Here is a 17,254-nt window from a genome sequence, read left to right on the forward strand (position 1 = left end):
GCACGGCAACGGTCAGCGTCGCCGCCGCAGCGTCGAGAAGATCCCCCGGACCACTTCCTTCGCGATGGTCCCGCCGAGCCCTGCGCCGAGCAGATCGGTCAGCGGGTCGTCCGCGGAGCGCCGCGTCCCGGGCCGGGTCGTCCGACCGGAACCACCGGTCCGACCGGAACGCCGCGACTCCGACGCCCGCTCGGCACGCTCGAACTCCCGCTGTTGCCGTTCGAACTCCCGCTGGGCCTCGACCGCCGACGCGTCCGCGGCGGTGTCCGCAGCGGCCGCTTCGGCAGCAGCAGCGGCCTCGGCGGCCGCGGCCTCCATACGACGCGCGAGCACCTCGCGGGCCGAGTCCGGGTCGACGCGGGTGCCGTAGGTCGCCAGGAGCGGTGAGGCCTGCACCCGGGCGGCCATCTCGTCGGCCGGCATCGGGTCCATCGACCCCTGCGGTGCGCGCAGCCGGGTCCACGCGACCGGGGTCGGAGCACCACGTTCGTTCATCACCGTGACGATCGCCTCACCGGTCGCGAGCGACGTGAGCACCTCCCCCAGGTCGTAGTCGCTCGTCGGGTACGTCGACACCGTCGCCCGGAGCGCCTTCGCGTCGTCCGGCGTGTGCGCGCGGAGCTGGTGCTGGATGCGCGATCCGAGCTGCGCGAGCACGTCGTTCGGCACGTCCTTCGGGGTCTGCGTCACGAAGAAGACCCCGACGCCCTTCGACCGGATGAGCCGAACGGTCCGCACGATCTGCTCGGTGAAGTCCTTCGACGCACCGCTGAACAACAGGTGCGCCTCGTCCAGGAAGAACACGAGCTTCGGCTTCTCCTGGTCGCCGACCTCGGGCAGCTCGTTGAACAGGTCGGCCAGCAACCACATCAGGAACGTCGAGAAGACCTCCGGCCGGTCCTGCACACCGGGCACCTCGAGCAGGCTGACGATCCCCCGCCCGTCCGCCGCCGTCCGCAGGAACACCTGTGTGTCGATCTCGGGCTCGCCGAAGAACTGGTCGGCACCCTGGTCGGCGAAGGTGACGAGCTCGCGCAGGATCACCCCGGCGGTCTGCTTCGACAGGCCCCCGAGCTCGGCGAGTTCCCCCTTGCCCTGGTTGCTCACCAGGAACGTCAGCACGCTCCGCAGGTCGTCGAGGTCCAACAGCGCGAGGCCCTGCTGCGCGGCGTAGTGGAACACCAGGCCGAGCGAGGACTCCTGCGTGTCGTTCAGCCCGAGCACCTTCGACAGCAGCAGCGGTCCGAAGCCCGACACGGTGGCACGGATCGGCACGCCGGTGCCCTGCCCGCCCAGCGAGAACAGTTCGGCCTGGCTCGCGACGCCCTGCCACTGCTGACCGATGCCCGCGGTGCGGTCGAGGAGCTTGTCGTTCGCCTGCCCCGCGACGGCCAGACCCGACAGATCGCCCTTGACGTCGGCGGCGAACACGGGCACCCCGTTCGCCGCGATCTGCTCGGCGAGCACTTGCAGCGTCCGGGTCTTGCCGGTGCCGGTCGCCCCCGCCACCAGCCCGTGCCGGTTCAGCATCGCGAGCGGGATCCGGACCTGCACGTCGGGCACAGCTACGCCGTTGACCAGGGCGCCGAGTTCGATCGCGCCGCCGTCGACGGCGTAGCCGTCGCGGACCGCGGCGACCGCGTCCGGTCCGAGCGGGCCGGCTTCGGCACGGACGGGAGGCACGGTGCCGGTCGCCGTCGTCGCCACCGGATCCGGGGCGGTCGCGTCGACCGCCACGCCAGGGGTGCTCGGAACCGGTGCGACCGGAGCGGTGGGCTCCGCGTCGGGGGCGAGCCGCGCCTCCTGGCCGGTGGGTGGCGGGGACCCGACGACCGCGGGTTCCGCGTCGGGGGTCAGGCTCGCCTGCTCCTCCGCCGTCAGGGCGGCGGCGAGCTCCTCGGCGCGCAGCACCGCTTCGTCGGCGAGCCGACGTGCCTCGTCGGCAGCCTGCCTCGCTGCCTCGGCAGCCGCCCGTGCCCGCTCCGTCGCGTCGCTCATGGGCACAGCCTAGGGAGTCTGACCCGCGGCGGTTCGGGGTCAGTGCGTGAGCGCGGGGACCGTCCTGGGGCGGACCACGAACCAGAGCACGAGGATCGCGACGGCGGCGGTCGACGCCATCACGATCGCCATCGGGCTGGCCGTCGTGATGCCGAGCCAGCCGACCACCGGCGAGATGAGCCCGGCGACGCCGAAGTTCAGGGCGCCGAGTACCGAGGCGGCGGTCCCCGCCTCTTTCCCGTGGGCGGCGAGACCGATGACCTGGACGAGCGGGAACGAGAACCCGCACGCGGCGATGAAGAACCAGAGCGGCACGAGCACGCCGACCAGACCGGCACCGAGCTGGTCGAGGACGATGATCGCGAGCGACGCCAGCAGCAGGGTCGCGGTCGAGCACGTCAGGATCCACTGCGGACCGACACGCTGGGCGAGCCGCGACGAGATCTGCACACCGAGGACGACCCCGACCGAGTTGACCGCGAAGAGCAGTCCGTACTGTTGCGCGTCGAGACCGTAGACCTGCTGGAACAGGAACGGCGACGCGCTGAGGTACGAGAACAGGCCGCTGAACACCATCGCGCCGATGAGCGCGACGCCGACGAAGATCCGGTCGGAGAACAGCGCCTTGTAGCGCTGGCCGATGGTGGAGTGCCCGGCCTCGTGCCGGCGGGCCGGCGGCAGGGTCTCGACGATGAGCAGGACCGAGGCGATCACCACGGCGAGGCCGTAGCAGGCGAGGAAGACGAAGATGCCGCGCCAGCTGGTGAACTGCAGCATCTGCGAACCGATGAGCGGTGCGAGGATCGGCGCGAGGCCGTTCACCATCGCCAGTCGGGACAACATGCGCACCAGCGGCTTGCCGCCGAACAGGTCGCGCACCGTCGCCATCGCCACCACACCACCGGCCGCGGCACCCATGCCCTGCAGCACGCGGAACACCGCGAGCAGTTCGATGTCCGGTGCGGTCGCCGCACCGATCGAGGCGGCGATGTGCACCGTCGTCGCGATGATCAGCGGCAGGCGGCGGCCCACCTTGTCGCTCCACGGGCCGACCAGGAGCTGCCCGATGGCGAAGCCGAGCGTCGTCGCGGTGAGCGTCAGCTGGACCGCGCCGTCGGTGACGCCGAACTGGTCCTTGATCGCCGGGAACGCCGGCAGGTAGAGGTCGATCGTGAACGGGCCGAGCGCCGTCAGGGCGCCCAGGACGAAGACGTAGACGAGTCGCTGCCTGCGGGAGAGCGAGTCTCCCGGGTGCAGGACGACCCGGAGCGAACCGGTGGTGGCGGGCGCGGTCACGAGACAGGAGTCCTTCGACGATGAGGGGGCGGAGGGTGATCGCGGGCCGATCGAATCGATTCGTCCGCGGAACCATCCTACGGTCGCCCGTGTGTGCTCGGCGCCGCCGGTGCCGGCCGCCCGCGTGAAGCGGCTCGTGCTGTCCCGCTGCCGCGCGCGGACCATGCGGTAGCGTCGGACTGCTCGGGGGCCTTCCGGGTGAAGCGGATCAGAAGGGGGTGGGCGTCATGGTGGATGCCCGGATCCTGCACACCACAGCAGCACTGCGCGAGGCGATCCTGCGTCTCGCCGCAGACCGACCGGTCTCGGAGATCACCGTCGCCGACGTCACACGTGCCGCAGGGATCAACCGCGCCACGTTCTACTCGCACGCGGTCTCCCCCGGGTCGTTGCTCGCCGACGTCCTGACACCGGAGCTCGACCGCATCCGGCAGGAGGACGCCGACGACCGCCGGGCCGCCGCCGACCGGGGCGCCGGAGCCGACGAACTCGCGACCATCACCCGGCGCGGCATCAACGCCGTCGTCGAGCACGTGATGACGCACCGCGACATCTACGGCAAGGCCCTCCCCGACCCGAACGACGCCTCGCTGCACCGGCTGCTCGTCGAGCACTTCACGGTGTCGAGCGCCCTGCACATCCGCGAGCTCGACCCCGCCCGTCGGCCTGACCTGCTCGACGACGTCGCCGCGGGGTTCGTGGCGCAGGGGTTCGTCGGGGCGATCGAGGCCTGGCTCGCCGGGCCCCGACGGTCGCGGAAGGCGCTGGTGGAGACGATCACGCTGTCGTTCCCGGCGTGGTGGAGCTGAGCGGACTGCTCCTACTCGGCGTCGGCCGTCTCGCCGTCGGTGGGCTCGCTCTCCGGCTTCTCACCACGCTGCAGGGACTGCACGACCTGGACCGCCGCCGCCGCGGTGGCCGCGTCGTCGCCCTCTGACGGCACGCGGTAGTCGGCGGACACCCCGTCGCCACCGGTGCCGGTCGCGGGCAGCGGTTCCCCGAGGGACACCACCACGACCCCGGCGTCGTGGGCGGTCTGGACCACGCCGGTCAGTGCAGAGGCCCGGGCGGGGTGCACGAGCAGGGCCTTGGCGCCCTTGCGGACGAGCTGGGCGACCGCGGTCCGCTGGGATGCAGCGGCACCCGATGCCGGAGCGACGCGGACGTCGGGCCGGAACCCGGCGTCGGCCAGGTCGGTGCGGAGCCGGTCGGCCAGGGCCGCGTCGCCGTGGACCAGGACGACACCGATCACTGCCTGCTGGTCGAAGCCCCCGTCGGAGCTCGTCAGGTCGGTGCTCTGCACCGGCGTGGGGGCAGCCGACGTCGTCCCCTGGCACCCGGCCAGGGTCAGGGCCGCCGCCAGGGCGACGGTCACGGCGACGATGCGCAGCACGGTGTCTCCTCTTCGGTCCGGTGTGCCACGCTACCCGGCGGCCGGGCCCTGCGACGACGACACGGCTCCGCCCGGGCCCGCCGAGGCCGTCGTCGCCGGTGCCGGCACCGGGCCGAGCCGTCGGACGGCCGCGATCGCGACGCCTGCGAAGCCGATCATCGCCGCGAACACCAGCGGGAACGACACCGTCCCGTCGGCTCCGCCGGTCGCGGTGAAGAGCAGGCCGGTCACCGCGAGGCCGATCACGCTGCCCGCGGCGTCCGCGATCGTCAGGGCCGAGCTCGCGAACCCGTCGTCGCCCTCACCCGAGAAGCGCAGGGTCAGCATCGACGCGCGGGGGTAGATCGCTCCCATGCCCGCGCCGCCGACGAACCAGCCGGCGACCAGCACCCACCACGACAGGTCGAACGTGGCCACCGCGAGCGCTGCGACCAGGCTCACGAGCACGAGTGCGAGTCCGGCCCCGAAGGTCCGACGGGCGGTGAGCCGCTGCTCCCCCAGGCGGCCGTGCGCCCAGCTCGACGCGGCCCAGCTGATCGCCGCCACCGTCAGGGCGAGTCCGGCAGCCGACGGTGACAGCCCGTGTTCGGCCTGCAGCAGGAACGGCACGTACGCCTCGCTCCCGAAGAAGGACGCGGCGACGAGCCCCCGCAGCAGCACGACCGACGGCAACCCGGCCGCGGCCCGGAACGTGCCGGTCGGCAGCAGCGGCCGCAGGGCGAACCAGGTGCCGACCAGCCCGACGACGACGGCTGCGACCATGCCCCACGGGGTCAGGTCGGGCGCGACGTTGAGCAGCAGGATCGACACGGCCGCGGCCACCGACCAGCCGATCCGGACCCGCTGCCACGGTGGGCGGAGCGCCGCCGCCGGAGGGTGCAGCCGGCCGAGCGTCGGCACGAGCAGGACGAACGCGGCGAGCGCGATCACCAGGGCCCCGGCGAACACCCAGTGCCAGTTCCAGGTGTCGGTGACGATGCCGGCCAGGGCAGGGCCGATCAGTGCCGGCACCACCCAGGCGGCGGCGAACCCGGCGAACACCGGTCCGTGCAGCTCCGCGGGGAAGATCCGGGCGACCAGCACGTACAGCACCACGTCGATGGCCCCGGCGCCGAAGCCCTCGATGAGCCGCCCGGCCAGGAACACCTCCATGGTCGGCGCGAGCATCACCACGGCGGTCCCCACCGCGAAGAACACCGCCGACACCCAGGCCACGATCCGGCCGCCCGCGCGGTCGCTCCAGTTGCCGGCGAGCACCATGCCGGGCACCCCGGCGGCGAGCGGGGCGGCGAAGGCGAGCGCGTACAGGGTCTCGCCGTCCAGGTCGCGGCTGATCACCGGCATGATCGTCGTCATCGCCAGGTTCTGGAACGCCGCGACGCCGACGATCGCGACCATGCCGATCGTCGCCAGGGCGTACGGCCCGCTCAACAGGCTGGTCCGCGACGCCGTCGTGCTCACCCGATCATCGTAGGGGCGGCCGCCGACGACGCGTCAGCGTGTCCCGCGGGCGCGCGTCAGCGCGGCAGCAGGTCCCGCGGGCGCACGTCAGCCCGGCAGCAGGTCCCGCGGGCGCGCGTCAGCGCGGCAGCAGGTCCCGCGTCAGCGCGTCAGCGCCTGCTCCAGGTCCGCCACCAGGTCGCCGGCGTCCTCGATGCCCACCGACAGCCGCACGACGTTCTCCGGCACGGCCAGTTCGGTGCCCTTCACCGACGCGTGGGTCATCTCGCTCGGGTACCCGATGAGCGACTCCACACCGCCGAGCGACTCGGCCAGGGCGAACAGCTCCGTCGACTCCGCGAACCGCTTGGCGGCCTCGGCACCACCGGACAGGGCGACCGAGAGCATCCCGCCGAACCCGCGCATCTGACGGGCGGCGACGTCGTGCCCCGGGTGGTCGGGCAGGCCCGGGTAGTAGACGCGCTCGACACCCGGCGCGACGACGAGGGCCTCGGCGACGGCCTGCGCGTTCCGCGAGTGCCGCTCCATCCGCACGGCGAGCGTCTTGATGCCACGGGTGGTCAGGTAGGCGTCGAACGGCGACGAGATCGCACCGGCGCCGAACTGCAGGAACTGCACCTTCGCCGCGAGCTCCTCGTCCGCCAGCACGACGGCGCCGCCGACGACGTCGGAGTGTCCGCCGAGGTACTTCGTGGTCGAGTACACGACGACGTCGGCGCCGAGCGACAGCGGCTGCTGCAGGTACGGCGACGCGAAGGTGTTGTCGACGACCACCAGCGCGCCCGACTCGTGCCCGAGGGTCGCGAGCGCGGCGATGTCGGCGATCTTCATGAGCGGGTTCGTCGGCGTCTCGACCCAGAGCACGGTGGTGGCCGGTGCGCCCTGCAGCGCTGCCCGGACCTGGTCGAGGTCGCTCATGTCGACGACGACGAGTTCGACGCCCCACGGCACGTGCAGCCGGCTCACCAGGCGGTGGGTGCCGCCGTACACGTCGTTGCCCATCACGACGCGGCCACCGGGGACCAGCGCGGCGCGGAGCAGGGCGTCCTCGGCGGCGAGTCCGGACGCGAACGACGACGCTGCGACGCCACCGTCCAGATCGGCCAGGAGCACCTGCAGCGAGTCACGCGTCGGGTTGCCGGCGCGGGAGTACTCGTAGCCGTTGCGCATGCCACCGACGCCGTCCTGCACGTAGGTCGACGTCAGGTGGATCGGCGGGATGACGGCGCCGGTGGTCTCGTCGGGCTCCTGGCCGGCGTGGACGGCCCGGGTGCTGAACTCGGTCATGCTCGGTGGTTCCTTACTCGGAGAGGTAGGTGAGGAGGTCGTGCCGGGTCAGCACGGTGACGGGTTTGCCGTCCGCGACGACGAGGAACGCGTCGGCCGACTCGAGCGCACGGCGAGCCGCTGACACCGACTCGCCGACGCCGATGAGCGGCAGTGGGTCGCCGACGAAGTCCGACAGGGCGTCCGACATCTTCGCGGTACCGGTGAAGACCTGCTCGAGCAGTGCCTTCTCCTCGACGGCACCGACGACCTCGCCGATGACGACGGGCGGCTCCGCGTTGAGCACGGGCATCTGCGAGACGCCGTACGTGGTCATGATGTCGACGACGTCGCGCACGGTGTCCGTCGGGTGCGCGTGCACCAGGTCGGGCAGGCGGCCGTCCTTGCCGGCGATGAGCGAGCCGACGGTGCGCTCGTCGTCGGTCTCGGCGAACCCGTACGAGCGCATCCACCGGTCGTTGAAGATCTTGCCGAGGTACCCACGTCCGCCGTCCGGCAGCAGCACCACCACGACGTCGTCCTCGGTCAGGTCACGGGCGGCGCGGAGTGCCGCGACGACGGCCATGCCGCTCGACCCGCCGACGAGCAGTCCTTCTTCGCGCGCCAGACGACGGGTCATCGCGAAGGAGTCGGCGTCCGACACGGCGATGATCTCGTCCGGCACGCCGGCGTCGTAGGCGCTCGGCCAGAAGTCCTCGCCGACGCCCTCGACCAGGTACGGACGACCGGTACCGCCGGAGTACACGGAGCCCTCGGGGTCGGCCCCGACGATGCGGACGCCGCCGCCGGACGCCTCCTTCAGGTACCGTCCGGTGCCCGAGATCGTGCCGCCGGTGCCGACGCCCGCGACGAAGTGGGTGATCTGCCCCTCGGTGTCGCGCCAGATCTCCGGACCGGTGGTCTCGTAGTGGCTGCGGGGGCCGTTCGGGTTGGCGTACTGGTTCGGCTTGTAGGCGCCCGGGATCTCCTGCACGAGCCGGTCCGACACCGAGTAGTAGGACTCGGGGTCCTCGGGCGCGACCGCGGTCGGGGTGACGACGATCTCGGCGCCGTACGCCGTCAGGACGTTGCGCTTGTCCTCGCCGACCTTGTCGGGCAGCACGAACACGCACCGGTAGCCGCGCTGCTGTGCGACCAGGGCCAGGCCGACGCCGGTGTTGCCGGAGGTCGGTTCGACGATGGTGCCGCCGGGACGCAGGTCGCCGGAGGCCTCGGCCGCGTCGATGATCCGGGTGGCGATGCGGTCCTTCGACGACCCACCGGGGTTCAGGTACTCGACCTTCACCAGGATGGTCGCCCGCACCCCCTCGGTCACCCGGTTGAGCTTGACGAGCGGGGTGTCGCCGACCAGGTCGACGACGGAGTTCGCGTAACGCACGGCATGGAGTCTAGGACGCGGTCCCTGCGTCGCGCTGGGATGTGTCGTGCGCGGACAACGCATCCTGATCGCCTCGCCGGTCGCCCGGCCTGGTCGCGCTGCGCGGCGGACGGGAGGCCCGTGCGGACGCCGCCCCGGGCCTCCTGTCCGGCACCCGGTCCGGACCACCGCCGTCAGGGGCGGACGACGTCCGCCGTCGTGTTCTGCTGCCGGTGCAGCTGCGCGTACGTGCCGTCGAGGGCCAGGAGTTCGTCGTGTGTGCCCTGCTCGACGATCCGGCCGTGGTCGAGGACGAAGATGACGTCGGCGTCGCGGATCGTGGAGAGCCGGTGCGCGATCGAGATGGTGGTCCGACCGGCCGCCGCGGTGTCGAGGGCCGTCTGCACGACGTGTTCGGAGATGGAGTCGAGCGCACTGGTGGCCTCGTCGAGGACGAGCACCGGCGGGTCCTTGAGCATGACCCGGGCGATGGCGATGCGCTGCTTCTCGCCACCGGACAGCCGGTAGCCGCGCTCCCCCACGACGGTGTCGTAGCCGTCCGGGAACGACGCGATCGTGTCGTGGATGTTCGCCGCGCGGGCCGCTCGCTCGAGCTCGTCGTCGGTGGCGTCGGGCTTGGCGTACCGCAGGTTCTCGCCGATCGTGGCGTGGAACAGGTACGTCTCCTGGCTGACGATGCCGACGTGCCGCATGAGGTCCTCGTGCACCAGGTCGCGGACGTCCTGGCCGGCGAACCGCACGGACCCCTCGGTGGCCTCGTACAGCCGGGGCACCAGGTAGGACACCGTCGTCTTGCCGGCGCCGGAGGGCCCGACGAAGGCGGCGAACTGCCCGGGGTGGAGCTCGAACGACACCCCGCGCAGGGTCGGCTTGTCGGCTTCACCGTCGGGGTAGGTGAAGACGACGTCCTCGAAGGCGACGTGGCCGACCTTCGACTCGTCCACGGGCTGCGCGGTCGGCGAGTCCGTGATGGCCGGCTCGAGGTCGAAGTACTCGAAGATGCGGGCGAAGAGCGCACCGGAGGTCTGCAGGTCGAGGACCACGCGCAACAGCCCGACCGTCGGGAACAGCAGGCGGGACTGCACCGTCGTGAACGCGACGATCGTGCCGGCCGTGATCGGGACGTCGCCGAGGATCAGGTACGCGGCGACGACGTAGATGATCGCCGGGATGATCGACAGGAAGATCTGCACGATGGCGAAGAACCACTGCCCGGACATCTGCTGCCGCACCTGCAGGGTGATCTGGTTGCGGTTCTCGTCCCCGTAGCGGCGGGTCTCGCTGGCCTGCTGGTTGAAGCTCTTCGCGAGCAGGATGCCGGAGACGCTCAGGGCCTCTTGCGTGATGGCCGTCATGTCGGACAGCGATTCCTGCGTCTGCCCGGCGATCCGCGCCCGCACCTGCCCGACCCGCCGCTGCGCGATGACGAGCAGCGGGAGCAAGACCACGGCGACGAGCGTCATCTGCCAGCTCAGCAGCAGCATCGCGACCACGGCGGCGATCACGGTCACGGTGTTGCCGAGCACCGACGAGATCGTGTTGTTCAGCACGCTCGCCACACCGCCGACGTCGTTCTGCAGGCGCGACTGGATGACGCCGGTCTTGGTGCGGGTGAAGAACGCGAGTTCCATCCGCTGCAGGTGCGCGAACAGGCGCATCCGCATCGCACCCATGACCTTGTTGCCGACGGTCGCGGTCAGGTACGTCTGCCACACGCCGACCCCGGCGCTCGCGATCCAGAGCAGGACCATGGCGGACACGAGCTCGACCAGCACCGGGACGTCGGGGCGGCCGGACGGCGGGAACAGCCCGCGGTCGAACGCCTGCTGGGTGAGCAGCGGCGGCACGACCGAGATGGCCGCGCCGACCAGCACGAGGACGATCGTGAGCCCGATCGCCCGGCGGTGCGGCTCGAAGAGCGCGGCGATGCGACGGACCAGGTGCGGGATCTTCGGCGCCTCGGCGTTGGCGGCCTTCTGCGCGCGGAAGTCACCGCTCGAGATGCGTCCGCTCCCGCGCGGACCACCACCCCGCCCGCTGTGTCCCATGCTCATGGAGCCACCGTAGCCCCGCGCTCGGACATCGACCGTCCTCTCCACAGCACCGCAGTATTTGACCCCGTTCAGGGGGCGTGCGAGCATGTGCCGTCCCCGTCCCCGCACCACCGAGGTCCCATGTCGTCCGCGCCGTCACGTCCCACGTCCCTGGGGGCGCAGCTCGCCCGCCGCAAGCCGATCGAGCAGCTGCAGGCCGAAGCCTCCCGCGGGGTGAACGGTGAACCGCTCCGTCGGTCGCTCGGGGTCTGGCAGCTGACGATGATCAGCGTCGGGGCCACGCTCGGCACCGGCATCCTGGTCGTCCTCGGTACCGCGGTCCCGCTCGCCGGTCCCGCGGTCTGGATCTCGTTCGTCGTCGCGGGGATCGCCGCGCTGCTCTCGGCGCTGTCGTACGCCGAGATGGCCGGTGCCGTCCCGACCTCGGGATCCAGCTACTCGTACACCTACGCCACGATGGGCGAGGGCATCGCCTGGATCTGCGGCTGGTGCCTGGTGCTCGAGTACGCCGTCTCGGTGGCCGCGGTCGCCGTGGGTGCCAGCGAGTACGTCGACGAGACCCTCCGCGTGTTCGGGCTGCACCTGCCCACCGCGCTCGCCGCTCCCCCGGTCGACGGCGGCGTGGTCAACCTGCCCGCCGCGGTCCTGGTCCTGCTCGCCACCGTCGTGCTGCTGCCAGGAGCCCGCGAGAGCGCCTGGGTGAACACGGTCATGGTGGTCGTGAAGATCGCCCTGCTGGTCTTCTTCGTCGTCGTGGCGTTCACGGCGTTCCGGGCGCAGAACTTCGAGCCGCTCGCACCGATGGGCGCCGCCGGGGTCACCGCAGCGGCGTCACGGCTGTTCTTCTCGTACATCGGCTTCGACGCGGCCTCGACCGCAGGTGAAGAGGCGAAGAACCCCCGCCGTGACCTGCCACGGGCGATCATCGGCTCCATCGCGCTCATCACGGCGCTGTACATCCTGGTCGCGATCGCCGCCATCGGGGCCCGCTCGTGGACGGCGTTCTCGTCGTCCGAGGCGTCGCTCGTCCGCATCGTGGTCGACGTCACGGGGCAGCCGCTCGTCGCCCTCGTGTTCTCGATCGGGGCGGTCGTCGCCATCGCCAGTGTCGTGCTCACCGTCCTGTACGGCCAGACCCGCATCCTGCTCACGATGTCCCGCGACGGCCTGGTTCCGAAGGTCTTCGGCCGGGTCTCCCGCCGCACCGGCACCCCGATCGCGAACACGCTGATCATCGGCATCGCCGTGACGATCGTCGCCGCGCTCGTGCCCCTCGGGGAGCTCGCCGACGCCACGAGCATCGGGACCCTGGTCGCCTTCGCCCTGGTGAACGTCTCCGTCATCGTGCTCCGTCGCTCGCAGCCCGACCTGGAGCGCTCGTACCGGGTGCCGCTGTTCCCCGTCGTCCCGATCCTCGGCGCCCTGAGCTGCGTGCTGCTCGCGGTGTTCCTCGGCGCCACCACCTGGATCGCGTTCGGCATCTGGATGGTCGCCGGCGCCCTGCTCTACCTGGCCTACGGCCGCCGCCACAGCACGCTGCGCTGACGCGCCCCGCGCAACGCCGCCGCGGCCGCGCCCCGCCCGCCCGCCCGCGAGTCTCGGCCAAGCGGACTCTCTACGGCTCACGAGAGCGCGAGAGTGTCTGCCCAGACGAGACTCGGCACATCCCTCGGGACAGTCGTGCACCTGCGCTCTCCACAGATCCCGCCGGAGGGCACACAGCGCACATCCGAGTCCGCACACTCGCATCATGCAGCTTCACCGCACACGCCCCGATCTCCTCCGCGCCGAGCGGTCGGATCCATCGCGAGCACGACAACTCCGACGGCTCCATGCCGCTGGGCGAGTCATCCGGCTCCGTGCGGGTGTCTACCTCGACAAGCGGGTGTGGGATGCACTCGACACGTCGGACAAGCACCTCGCCATGGCTTGGGCTCTCGCTCCTGACCTGAGTCCGACCAGCGCGTTCTCGCACGTCACGGCTGCACTCATCCATGGCTGGCCGTTGATCGGACCGGCTCCGGAGCGGATCCACGTCGTCGACTGGACGCTGGTCGGTGTCGAACACCGGGTCGGGCTCATTCGACACGGCATCGACCCCGCTGGCCTGTGCCTCGGCCCCAGTCGATTCGACGGCGTCCCTGTGGTCGATGCGCTCGGAACGGCGGTGGCCGTCGCGCGAACGTGCGACCCGGCGGTCGCCGCCGTGGCCATCGACCATGCAGTGCGCATGAAGGCGATCGACAGGAAAGTGTTCGAGGAGCACCTGCCGCCGCCCGCATCGCGCGGTGGCCGGAGGGCTCGGCTCGTCGCCACCGCGCTCGATCCGGCACACGAGTCACCCGGTGAGTCCTACTCTTCGATCCGACTCGTGCAACTGGGAGTGACCAACATCCACCCGCAGCATGAGTTCATCACGAACGGGTTCCGTGACCGAGTCGACTTCTGGTTGCCCGACGCCGGAGTCGTCGTCGAGTTCGATGGCAAGCAGAAGTACGTCGACCGCGAGATGCTCGCAGGTCGCGATCCCAGCGAGGTCCTCTGGCAGGAGAAGCGCCGGGAGGACCGCATCCGTACCCACCGAGAAGTTCGGTCCGTCATCCGAGTGACCTGGTGGCACCTCGAGAGCCTCGACCGGTTCCGTGCGCTGCTCCGTTCGCACGGGGTGTTGATCACTCCGTGAGCAGCATCGGCGACAATCGAGTCTCGGCTCAACGGACAACTTCCCGCTCCAGCGGCCGGCAAAGTGTCCGCTCAGCCGAGTCTCGGCGAAGGTGCCGCACACAGCCCCCACCCCGCACACGACGAAGGCCGCCACCCCGAGGGGCAGCGGCCTTCGTGACCGGAACGGTCGAGACTACGCGAGCTCGATCGTGGCGCCAGCGGCCTCGAGGGTCGCCTTCGCCTTGTCGGCGGTCTCCTTGTTCGCACCCTCGAGGATCTTGGCGTCGGCGGTCTCGACGAGCGCCTTGGCCTCACCGAGGCCGAGCGACGTCAGGCCACGGACCTCCTTGATGACCTGGATCTTCTTGTCACCAGCGGACTTGAGGATGACGTCGAACTCGGTCTTCTCCTCAGCGGCCTCGGCCGGGGCAGCGACGGCCGGAGCGGCAGCAGCGGCCGGGGCAGCAGCGGTGACCTCGAAGACCTCTTCGAACTTCTTCACGAAGTCCGAGAGCTCGATGAGCGTGAGCTCCTTGAAGGCCTCGATGAGCTCGTCCTGCGAAAGCTTCGCCATGATTTTCTCCTACTACTAGCTAGTACGTGTGGTTGATGAACGCGAGCCTGATCAGGCCGCGGACTCCTGCTTCTCGCGAAGGGCGTCCACGGTGCGGACGGCCTGCGAGAGGGGTGCCTGGAACAGGTACGCAGCACCGAACAGCGAGGCCTTGAGTGCGCCGGCGAGCTTGCCGAGCAGCACTTCACGGGACTCGAGGTCGGCGAGCTTGTCCACCTCGGTCGCGGTGAGCGGGTTACCGTCGAAGTAACCGCCCTTCACCACGAGCTCGGGGTTCGCCTTGGCGAATGCACGCAGCGACTTCGCGACGGCGACGGTGTCACCGTGGACGAAGGCGAGAGCGGACGGACCGGCGAGTTCGTCGTCGAACGACGAGATGCCGGCGTTGTTCGCCGCGATCTTGGTCAGCGTGTTCTTCACCACGGCGTACGTGGCGTGCTCACGGATCGAGTTGCGGAGCTCCTTGAGCTGCGCGACCGTGAGACCGCGGTACTCGGTGAGCAGAACGGCGTTCGAGCTACGGAAGGACTCCGTGAGCTCGGCGACCGCAGCTTCCTTGTTCGCCATGGTTCTCCTTGGGGGTCTTGCCGGCAGCCCCAGGTCCACGAACGAAAAAAGCTCCGGCGCAGAGGCTCGGAGCTGCTCTCACCAGATGGTGGGAGTGGTTCGGAACACCTGCGCGGGATGCCTCACGAGTGAGGACCTTCGGTCACGATGTTCACAAACACGTTGCAAGCAGCACGACATCCGGCGGTCTTTGGCTTCGAGAACAGTAGCAGATGCCGTGGACGAGACCAAACAGCGGTCGGGAGGCGCGGTGCGGGCCCGCCCCGCGCCTCCCCTCCGTCAGTGGGTGCGGTCCACCGCAGCGGGCGTCGCCGACCAGTCGGCGGACCCGGCCCCCTCGGCCGGCTCGGCCGACGACGACGACGCGACCGACCCCGCCGCGGCAGCAGCCGCAGCGGGGTCGCGCGGCAGGTGCACCGTGAACACCGTGTCCCCGGGCTCGCTCGTGACCTCGACCCGCCCGCCGTGCGCCTGCACGACCGCGGCGACGATGGCGAGCCCGAGCCCGGTCGACCCGACCGTGCGGGAGCGCGAGCTGTCGGCACGGGCGAACCGCTCGAACAGCTTCGGCAGGAACTCCGGGTCGATGCCCTGGCCGGTGTCGCGCACGGTCAGGTCCACGCCGCCGTCGACCGGGGCGAGCCCGACCGTGATGCGGGTGCCCTCGGGCGTGTGGGTCCGGGCGTTCGTGACGAGGTTGACGATGACCTGGTGCAGGCGTGCGGCGTCCCCCGTGATGGTGACCGGCTCCGGTGGGACGTCGACCTCGATGGGGTGTTCGGGTGAGGCAGCGTGGGCGTCGTTCACGGCGTCGAGCACCAGGCCGGTCAGGTCGACCTCGGCGAACTGGATCTCGCGGCCCTCGTCGAGTCGGGCGAGGAGCAGCAGGTCCTCCACCATCGAGGTCATCCGGATGGACTCGGACTCGATGCGGCTCATCGCGTAGACGACGTCCCTCGGCAGGTCGCCGCCCATGCGCCGGGTGAGCTCGGCGTACCCGCGCACCGAGGCGAGCGGGGTCCGGAGCTCGTGCGAGGCGTCGGCGACGAACTGGCGCACCTTCTGCTCCGAGCGTTCCCGCGCCTGCATCGCACTGCCGATGTGCCCGAGCATCCGGTTGAAGGCGCTGCCGACCCGGCCGACCTCGGTGCGGGGGTCGGTGTCCGGCACACGGACACCGTCGAGGGCGTCACTGCGGTCGAGCGGCATGCGCGCGACGGTCGAGGCGGTCTCGGCGACGCGGTCGAGCGGCCGCAGGGAGCGCCGGACCACGAGGGCGGCGACCAGTGAGGCGGCGAGGAGTGCGAGTCCGGTGACGACCAGCACGACGCCCAGGAGCTTCCAGACGCTCTCGTAGACGGGTGCCATCGGCAGGCCGACCACGAGCACGGCAGGCCCGACGGTCGCCGCGGTCACCCGGTAGCGACCGAGGTCACCGCCGAGGTCGATGGTGTGTGGACGGCCGTCGACGTGCACCCCGCCGAGCGGCGCGACCACCGGCGCCGAGAGACGCTCGATCCCCCCGGCGTTGTCCAGCACGCTCCCGACGATGACGTCCCCGTTGAGGAAGTAGACCGTCAGGGTCCCGGACGCTTGTCCGGACGGGCGGCCGATGTCCAGACCCGGGCCGCTCCCGCCCTGCTGCTCGACGGATCGCTGCGCACGGTTCGTGGCGAACTGCAGCTGCTCGTCGATCGCGGAGCGCTGGATCGAGAACAACGCGATTATGCTCCCCGCCCCGATCACCGCACTCACGGCGACGACGAGGGCGACGATGCTCAGGACGAGCCGACGCCGCAGGGTCACGAGGTCGGCTTGATGACGTACCCGACGCCGCGCACCGTGTGGATCATCGGCGTCTCGCCGGCGTCGATCTTCTTGCGCAGGTAGGAGATGTAGATCTCGACGACCGAGGACTTGCCGCCGAAGTCGTACGACCACACGCGGTCCAGGATCTGCGCCTTCGAGAGCACGCGACGGGGGTTCCGCATCAGGAAGCGAAGGAGTTCGAACTCGGTGGCCGTCAGTTCGATCGGCCGGCCGGCGCGGTGCACCTCGTACGACTCCTCGTCGAGCACCAGGTCGCCGACGACGATGCGCGAGTCTCCGGCCTCGGAGATCGAGATCTGCGAGCGGCGGATGAGCCCGCGCAGACGCGCCACGACCTCTTCCAGGGAGAACGGCTTCGTGACGTAGTCGTCACCACCGGCGGTGAGTCCGGTGACACGGTCCTCGACGGAGTCCTTGGCGGTGAGGAACAGCACCGGGGTGTCGTCGTTGTTCTGCCGCAGCCGGCTCAGCACCTGCAGCCCGTCGAGGTCGGGCATCATCACGTCGAGCACCATCGCGTCGGGCTTGAACTCCCGCGCGGTCGTCAGGGCGTCCTGCCCGCCGTTCGCGCTCTTCACGTCCCAGCCCTCGTACCGCAGCGCCATGGACAACAGGTCGGTGAGGCTGGCTTCGTCGTCGACGACCAGGATGCGCAACGGGGTTCCGTCGGCACGTGTGAGGCGCGGGGCTGCTGCGGGCTGGGAGATGGTCACGTCTTCGAGTATCGAGAAGTTCCTATGAGTCGTCTGTGG

Annotated in this window: 14 protein-coding genes; 3 read left to right on the plus strand and 11 right to left on the minus strand. The window is 70.8% G+C overall.

The features are described 5' to 3' along the window. Positions 1-12: 12 nt before the first annotated feature. Together ITJ50_RS01180 and ITJ50_RS01185 are read right to left on the minus strand one after the other, a co-directional pair. Positions 13-1,998 (minus strand): helicase HerA-like domain-containing protein, encoded by a 1,986-nt coding sequence (locus tag ITJ50_RS01180; protein WP_194589757.1) that lies wholly within the window; start codon positions 1,996-1,998, stop codon positions 13-15. Positions 1,999-2,037: 39 nt separating this feature from the next. Further along, positions 2,038-3,294: a multidrug effflux MFS transporter gene (locus ITJ50_RS01185; protein ID WP_194589758.1), complete on the minus strand. Its 1,257-nt coding sequence runs from the start codon at positions 3,292-3,294 to the stop codon at positions 2,038-2,040. Between the two features lie 227 nt (positions 3,295-3,521). On the opposite strand from ITJ50_RS01185, the gene ITJ50_RS01190 reads away from it, so the two are divergent. Next, positions 3,522-4,103, plus strand: a complete 582-nt coding sequence (locus ITJ50_RS01190; protein ID WP_152427349.1) for a TetR/AcrR family transcriptional regulator — start codon at positions 3,522-3,524, stop codon at positions 4,101-4,103. An 11-nt stretch (positions 4,104-4,114) separates the two neighbouring features. Here the strand turns inward: ITJ50_RS01190 and ITJ50_RS01195 are convergent, their stop codons facing one another. The 5 genes from ITJ50_RS01195 to ITJ50_RS01215 all read right to left on the minus strand — a co-directional run bounded on the left by ITJ50_RS01195 (position 4,115) and on the right by ITJ50_RS01215 (position 10,861). Beyond that, entirely contained in the window at positions 4,115-4,687 is a 573-nt protein-coding gene (locus ITJ50_RS01195) for a substrate-binding domain-containing protein (protein WP_194589759.1), read from the minus strand. A gap of 30 nt (positions 4,688-4,717) precedes the next feature. Continuing rightward, entirely contained in the window at positions 4,718-6,148 is a 1,431-nt protein-coding gene (locus ITJ50_RS01200) for an MFS transporter (protein ID WP_194589760.1), read from the minus strand. A 141-nt stretch (positions 6,149-6,289) separates the two neighbouring features. Next, positions 6,290-7,435 carry a cystathionine gamma-synthase gene (locus tag ITJ50_RS01205; protein WP_017888669.1) on the minus strand — a complete coding sequence of 382 codons (1,146 nt, stop codon included), beginning with the start codon at positions 7,433-7,435 and terminating at the stop codon, positions 6,290-6,292. A 13-nt stretch (positions 7,436-7,448) separates the two neighbouring features. Next, a complete protein-coding gene (locus ITJ50_RS01210) occupies positions 7,449-8,813 on the minus strand; it encodes a cystathionine beta-synthase (RefSeq protein WP_194589761.1) in 1,365 nt (454 codons plus the stop codon). 173 nt (positions 8,814-8,986) lie between these two features. Next, complete coding sequence (locus ITJ50_RS01215) at positions 8,987-10,861, minus strand: ABC transporter ATP-binding protein (protein ID WP_056070697.1); 1,875 nt, start codon at positions 10,859-10,861, stop codon at positions 8,987-8,989. Positions 10,862-10,987: 126 nt separating this feature from the next. Between ITJ50_RS01215 and ITJ50_RS01220 the strand changes: the two genes are divergently transcribed. Both ITJ50_RS01220 and ITJ50_RS01225 read left to right on the plus strand, forming a co-directional pair. Beyond that, complete coding sequence (locus tag ITJ50_RS01220; protein ID WP_056070694.1) at positions 10,988-12,412, plus strand: amino acid permease; 1,425 nt, start codon at positions 10,988-10,990, stop codon at positions 12,410-12,412. A gap of 379 nt (positions 12,413-12,791) precedes the next feature. Then, positions 12,792-13,550: a hypothetical protein gene (locus tag ITJ50_RS01225; protein ID WP_194589762.1), complete on the plus strand. Its 759-nt coding sequence runs from the start codon at positions 12,792-12,794 to the stop codon at positions 13,548-13,550. A gap of 174 nt (positions 13,551-13,724) precedes the next feature. Here ITJ50_RS01225 and rplL read toward each other — a convergent pair whose 3' ends face one another. The 4 genes from rplL to ITJ50_RS01245 all read right to left on the minus strand — a co-directional run bounded on the left by rplL (position 13,725) and on the right by ITJ50_RS01245 (position 17,215). Beyond that, entirely contained in the window at positions 13,725-14,105 is a 381-nt protein-coding gene (gene rplL / locus ITJ50_RS01230; protein WP_194589763.1) for a 50S ribosomal protein L7/L12, read from the minus strand. 51 nt (positions 14,106-14,156) lie between these two features. Next, on the minus strand, positions 14,157-14,672 hold the full coding sequence (gene rplJ, locus ITJ50_RS01235; RefSeq protein WP_017888663.1) for a 50S ribosomal protein L10: 516 nt from the start codon (positions 14,670-14,672) through the stop codon (positions 14,157-14,159). Between the two features lie 279 nt (positions 14,673-14,951). Then, on the minus strand, positions 14,952-16,478 hold the full coding sequence (locus tag ITJ50_RS01240) for a sensor histidine kinase (protein ID WP_194589764.1): 1,527 nt from the start codon (positions 16,476-16,478) through the stop codon (positions 14,952-14,954). After that, positions 16,475-17,215 carry a response regulator transcription factor gene (locus ITJ50_RS01245; RefSeq protein ID WP_017888661.1) on the minus strand — a complete coding sequence of 247 codons (741 nt, stop codon included), beginning with the start codon at positions 17,213-17,215 and terminating at the stop codon, positions 16,475-16,477. Before ITJ50_RS01245 ends, ITJ50_RS01240 begins: the two co-directional genes overlap by 4 nt. Between the last annotated feature and the right edge of the window lie 39 nt (positions 17,216-17,254).

Origin of the sequence: Curtobacterium sp. VKM Ac-2889 (assembly GCF_015350855.1) — a bacterium.
In the GTDB taxonomy this organism is placed as follows: Bacteria; Actinomycetota; Actinomycetes; order Actinomycetales; family Microbacteriaceae; genus Curtobacterium; species Curtobacterium poinsettiae.

Coding starts and splice junctions, on each gene's coding strand:
- ITJ50_RS01225 (WP_194589762.1), top strand. CDS start 12,792: ATGGCTTGGGCTCTCGCTCCTGACCTGAGTCCGACCAGCGCGTTCTCG.
- rplL (WP_194589763.1), bottom strand. CDS start 14,105: ATGGCGAAGCTTTCGCAGGACGAGCTCATCGAGGCCTTCAAGGAGCTC.
- ITJ50_RS01215 (WP_056070697.1), bottom strand. CDS start 10,861: ATGGGACACAGCGGGCGGGGTGGTGGTCCGCGCGGGAGCGGACGCATC.
- ITJ50_RS01180 (WP_194589757.1), bottom strand. CDS start 1,998: ATGAGCGACGCGACGGAGCGGGCACGGGCGGCTGCCGAGGCAGCGAGG.
- rplJ (WP_017888663.1), bottom strand. CDS start 14,672: ATGGCGAACAAGGAAGCTGCGGTCGCCGAGCTCACGGAGTCCTTCCGT.
- ITJ50_RS01220 (WP_056070694.1), top strand. CDS start 10,988: ATGTCGTCCGCGCCGTCACGTCCCACGTCCCTGGGGGCGCAGCTCGCC.
- ITJ50_RS01205 (WP_017888669.1), bottom strand. CDS start 7,435: ATGACCGAGTTCAGCACCCGGGCCGTCCACGCCGGCCAGGAGCCCGAC.
- ITJ50_RS01190 (WP_152427349.1), top strand. CDS start 3,522: ATGGTGGATGCCCGGATCCTGCACACCACAGCAGCACTGCGCGAGGCG.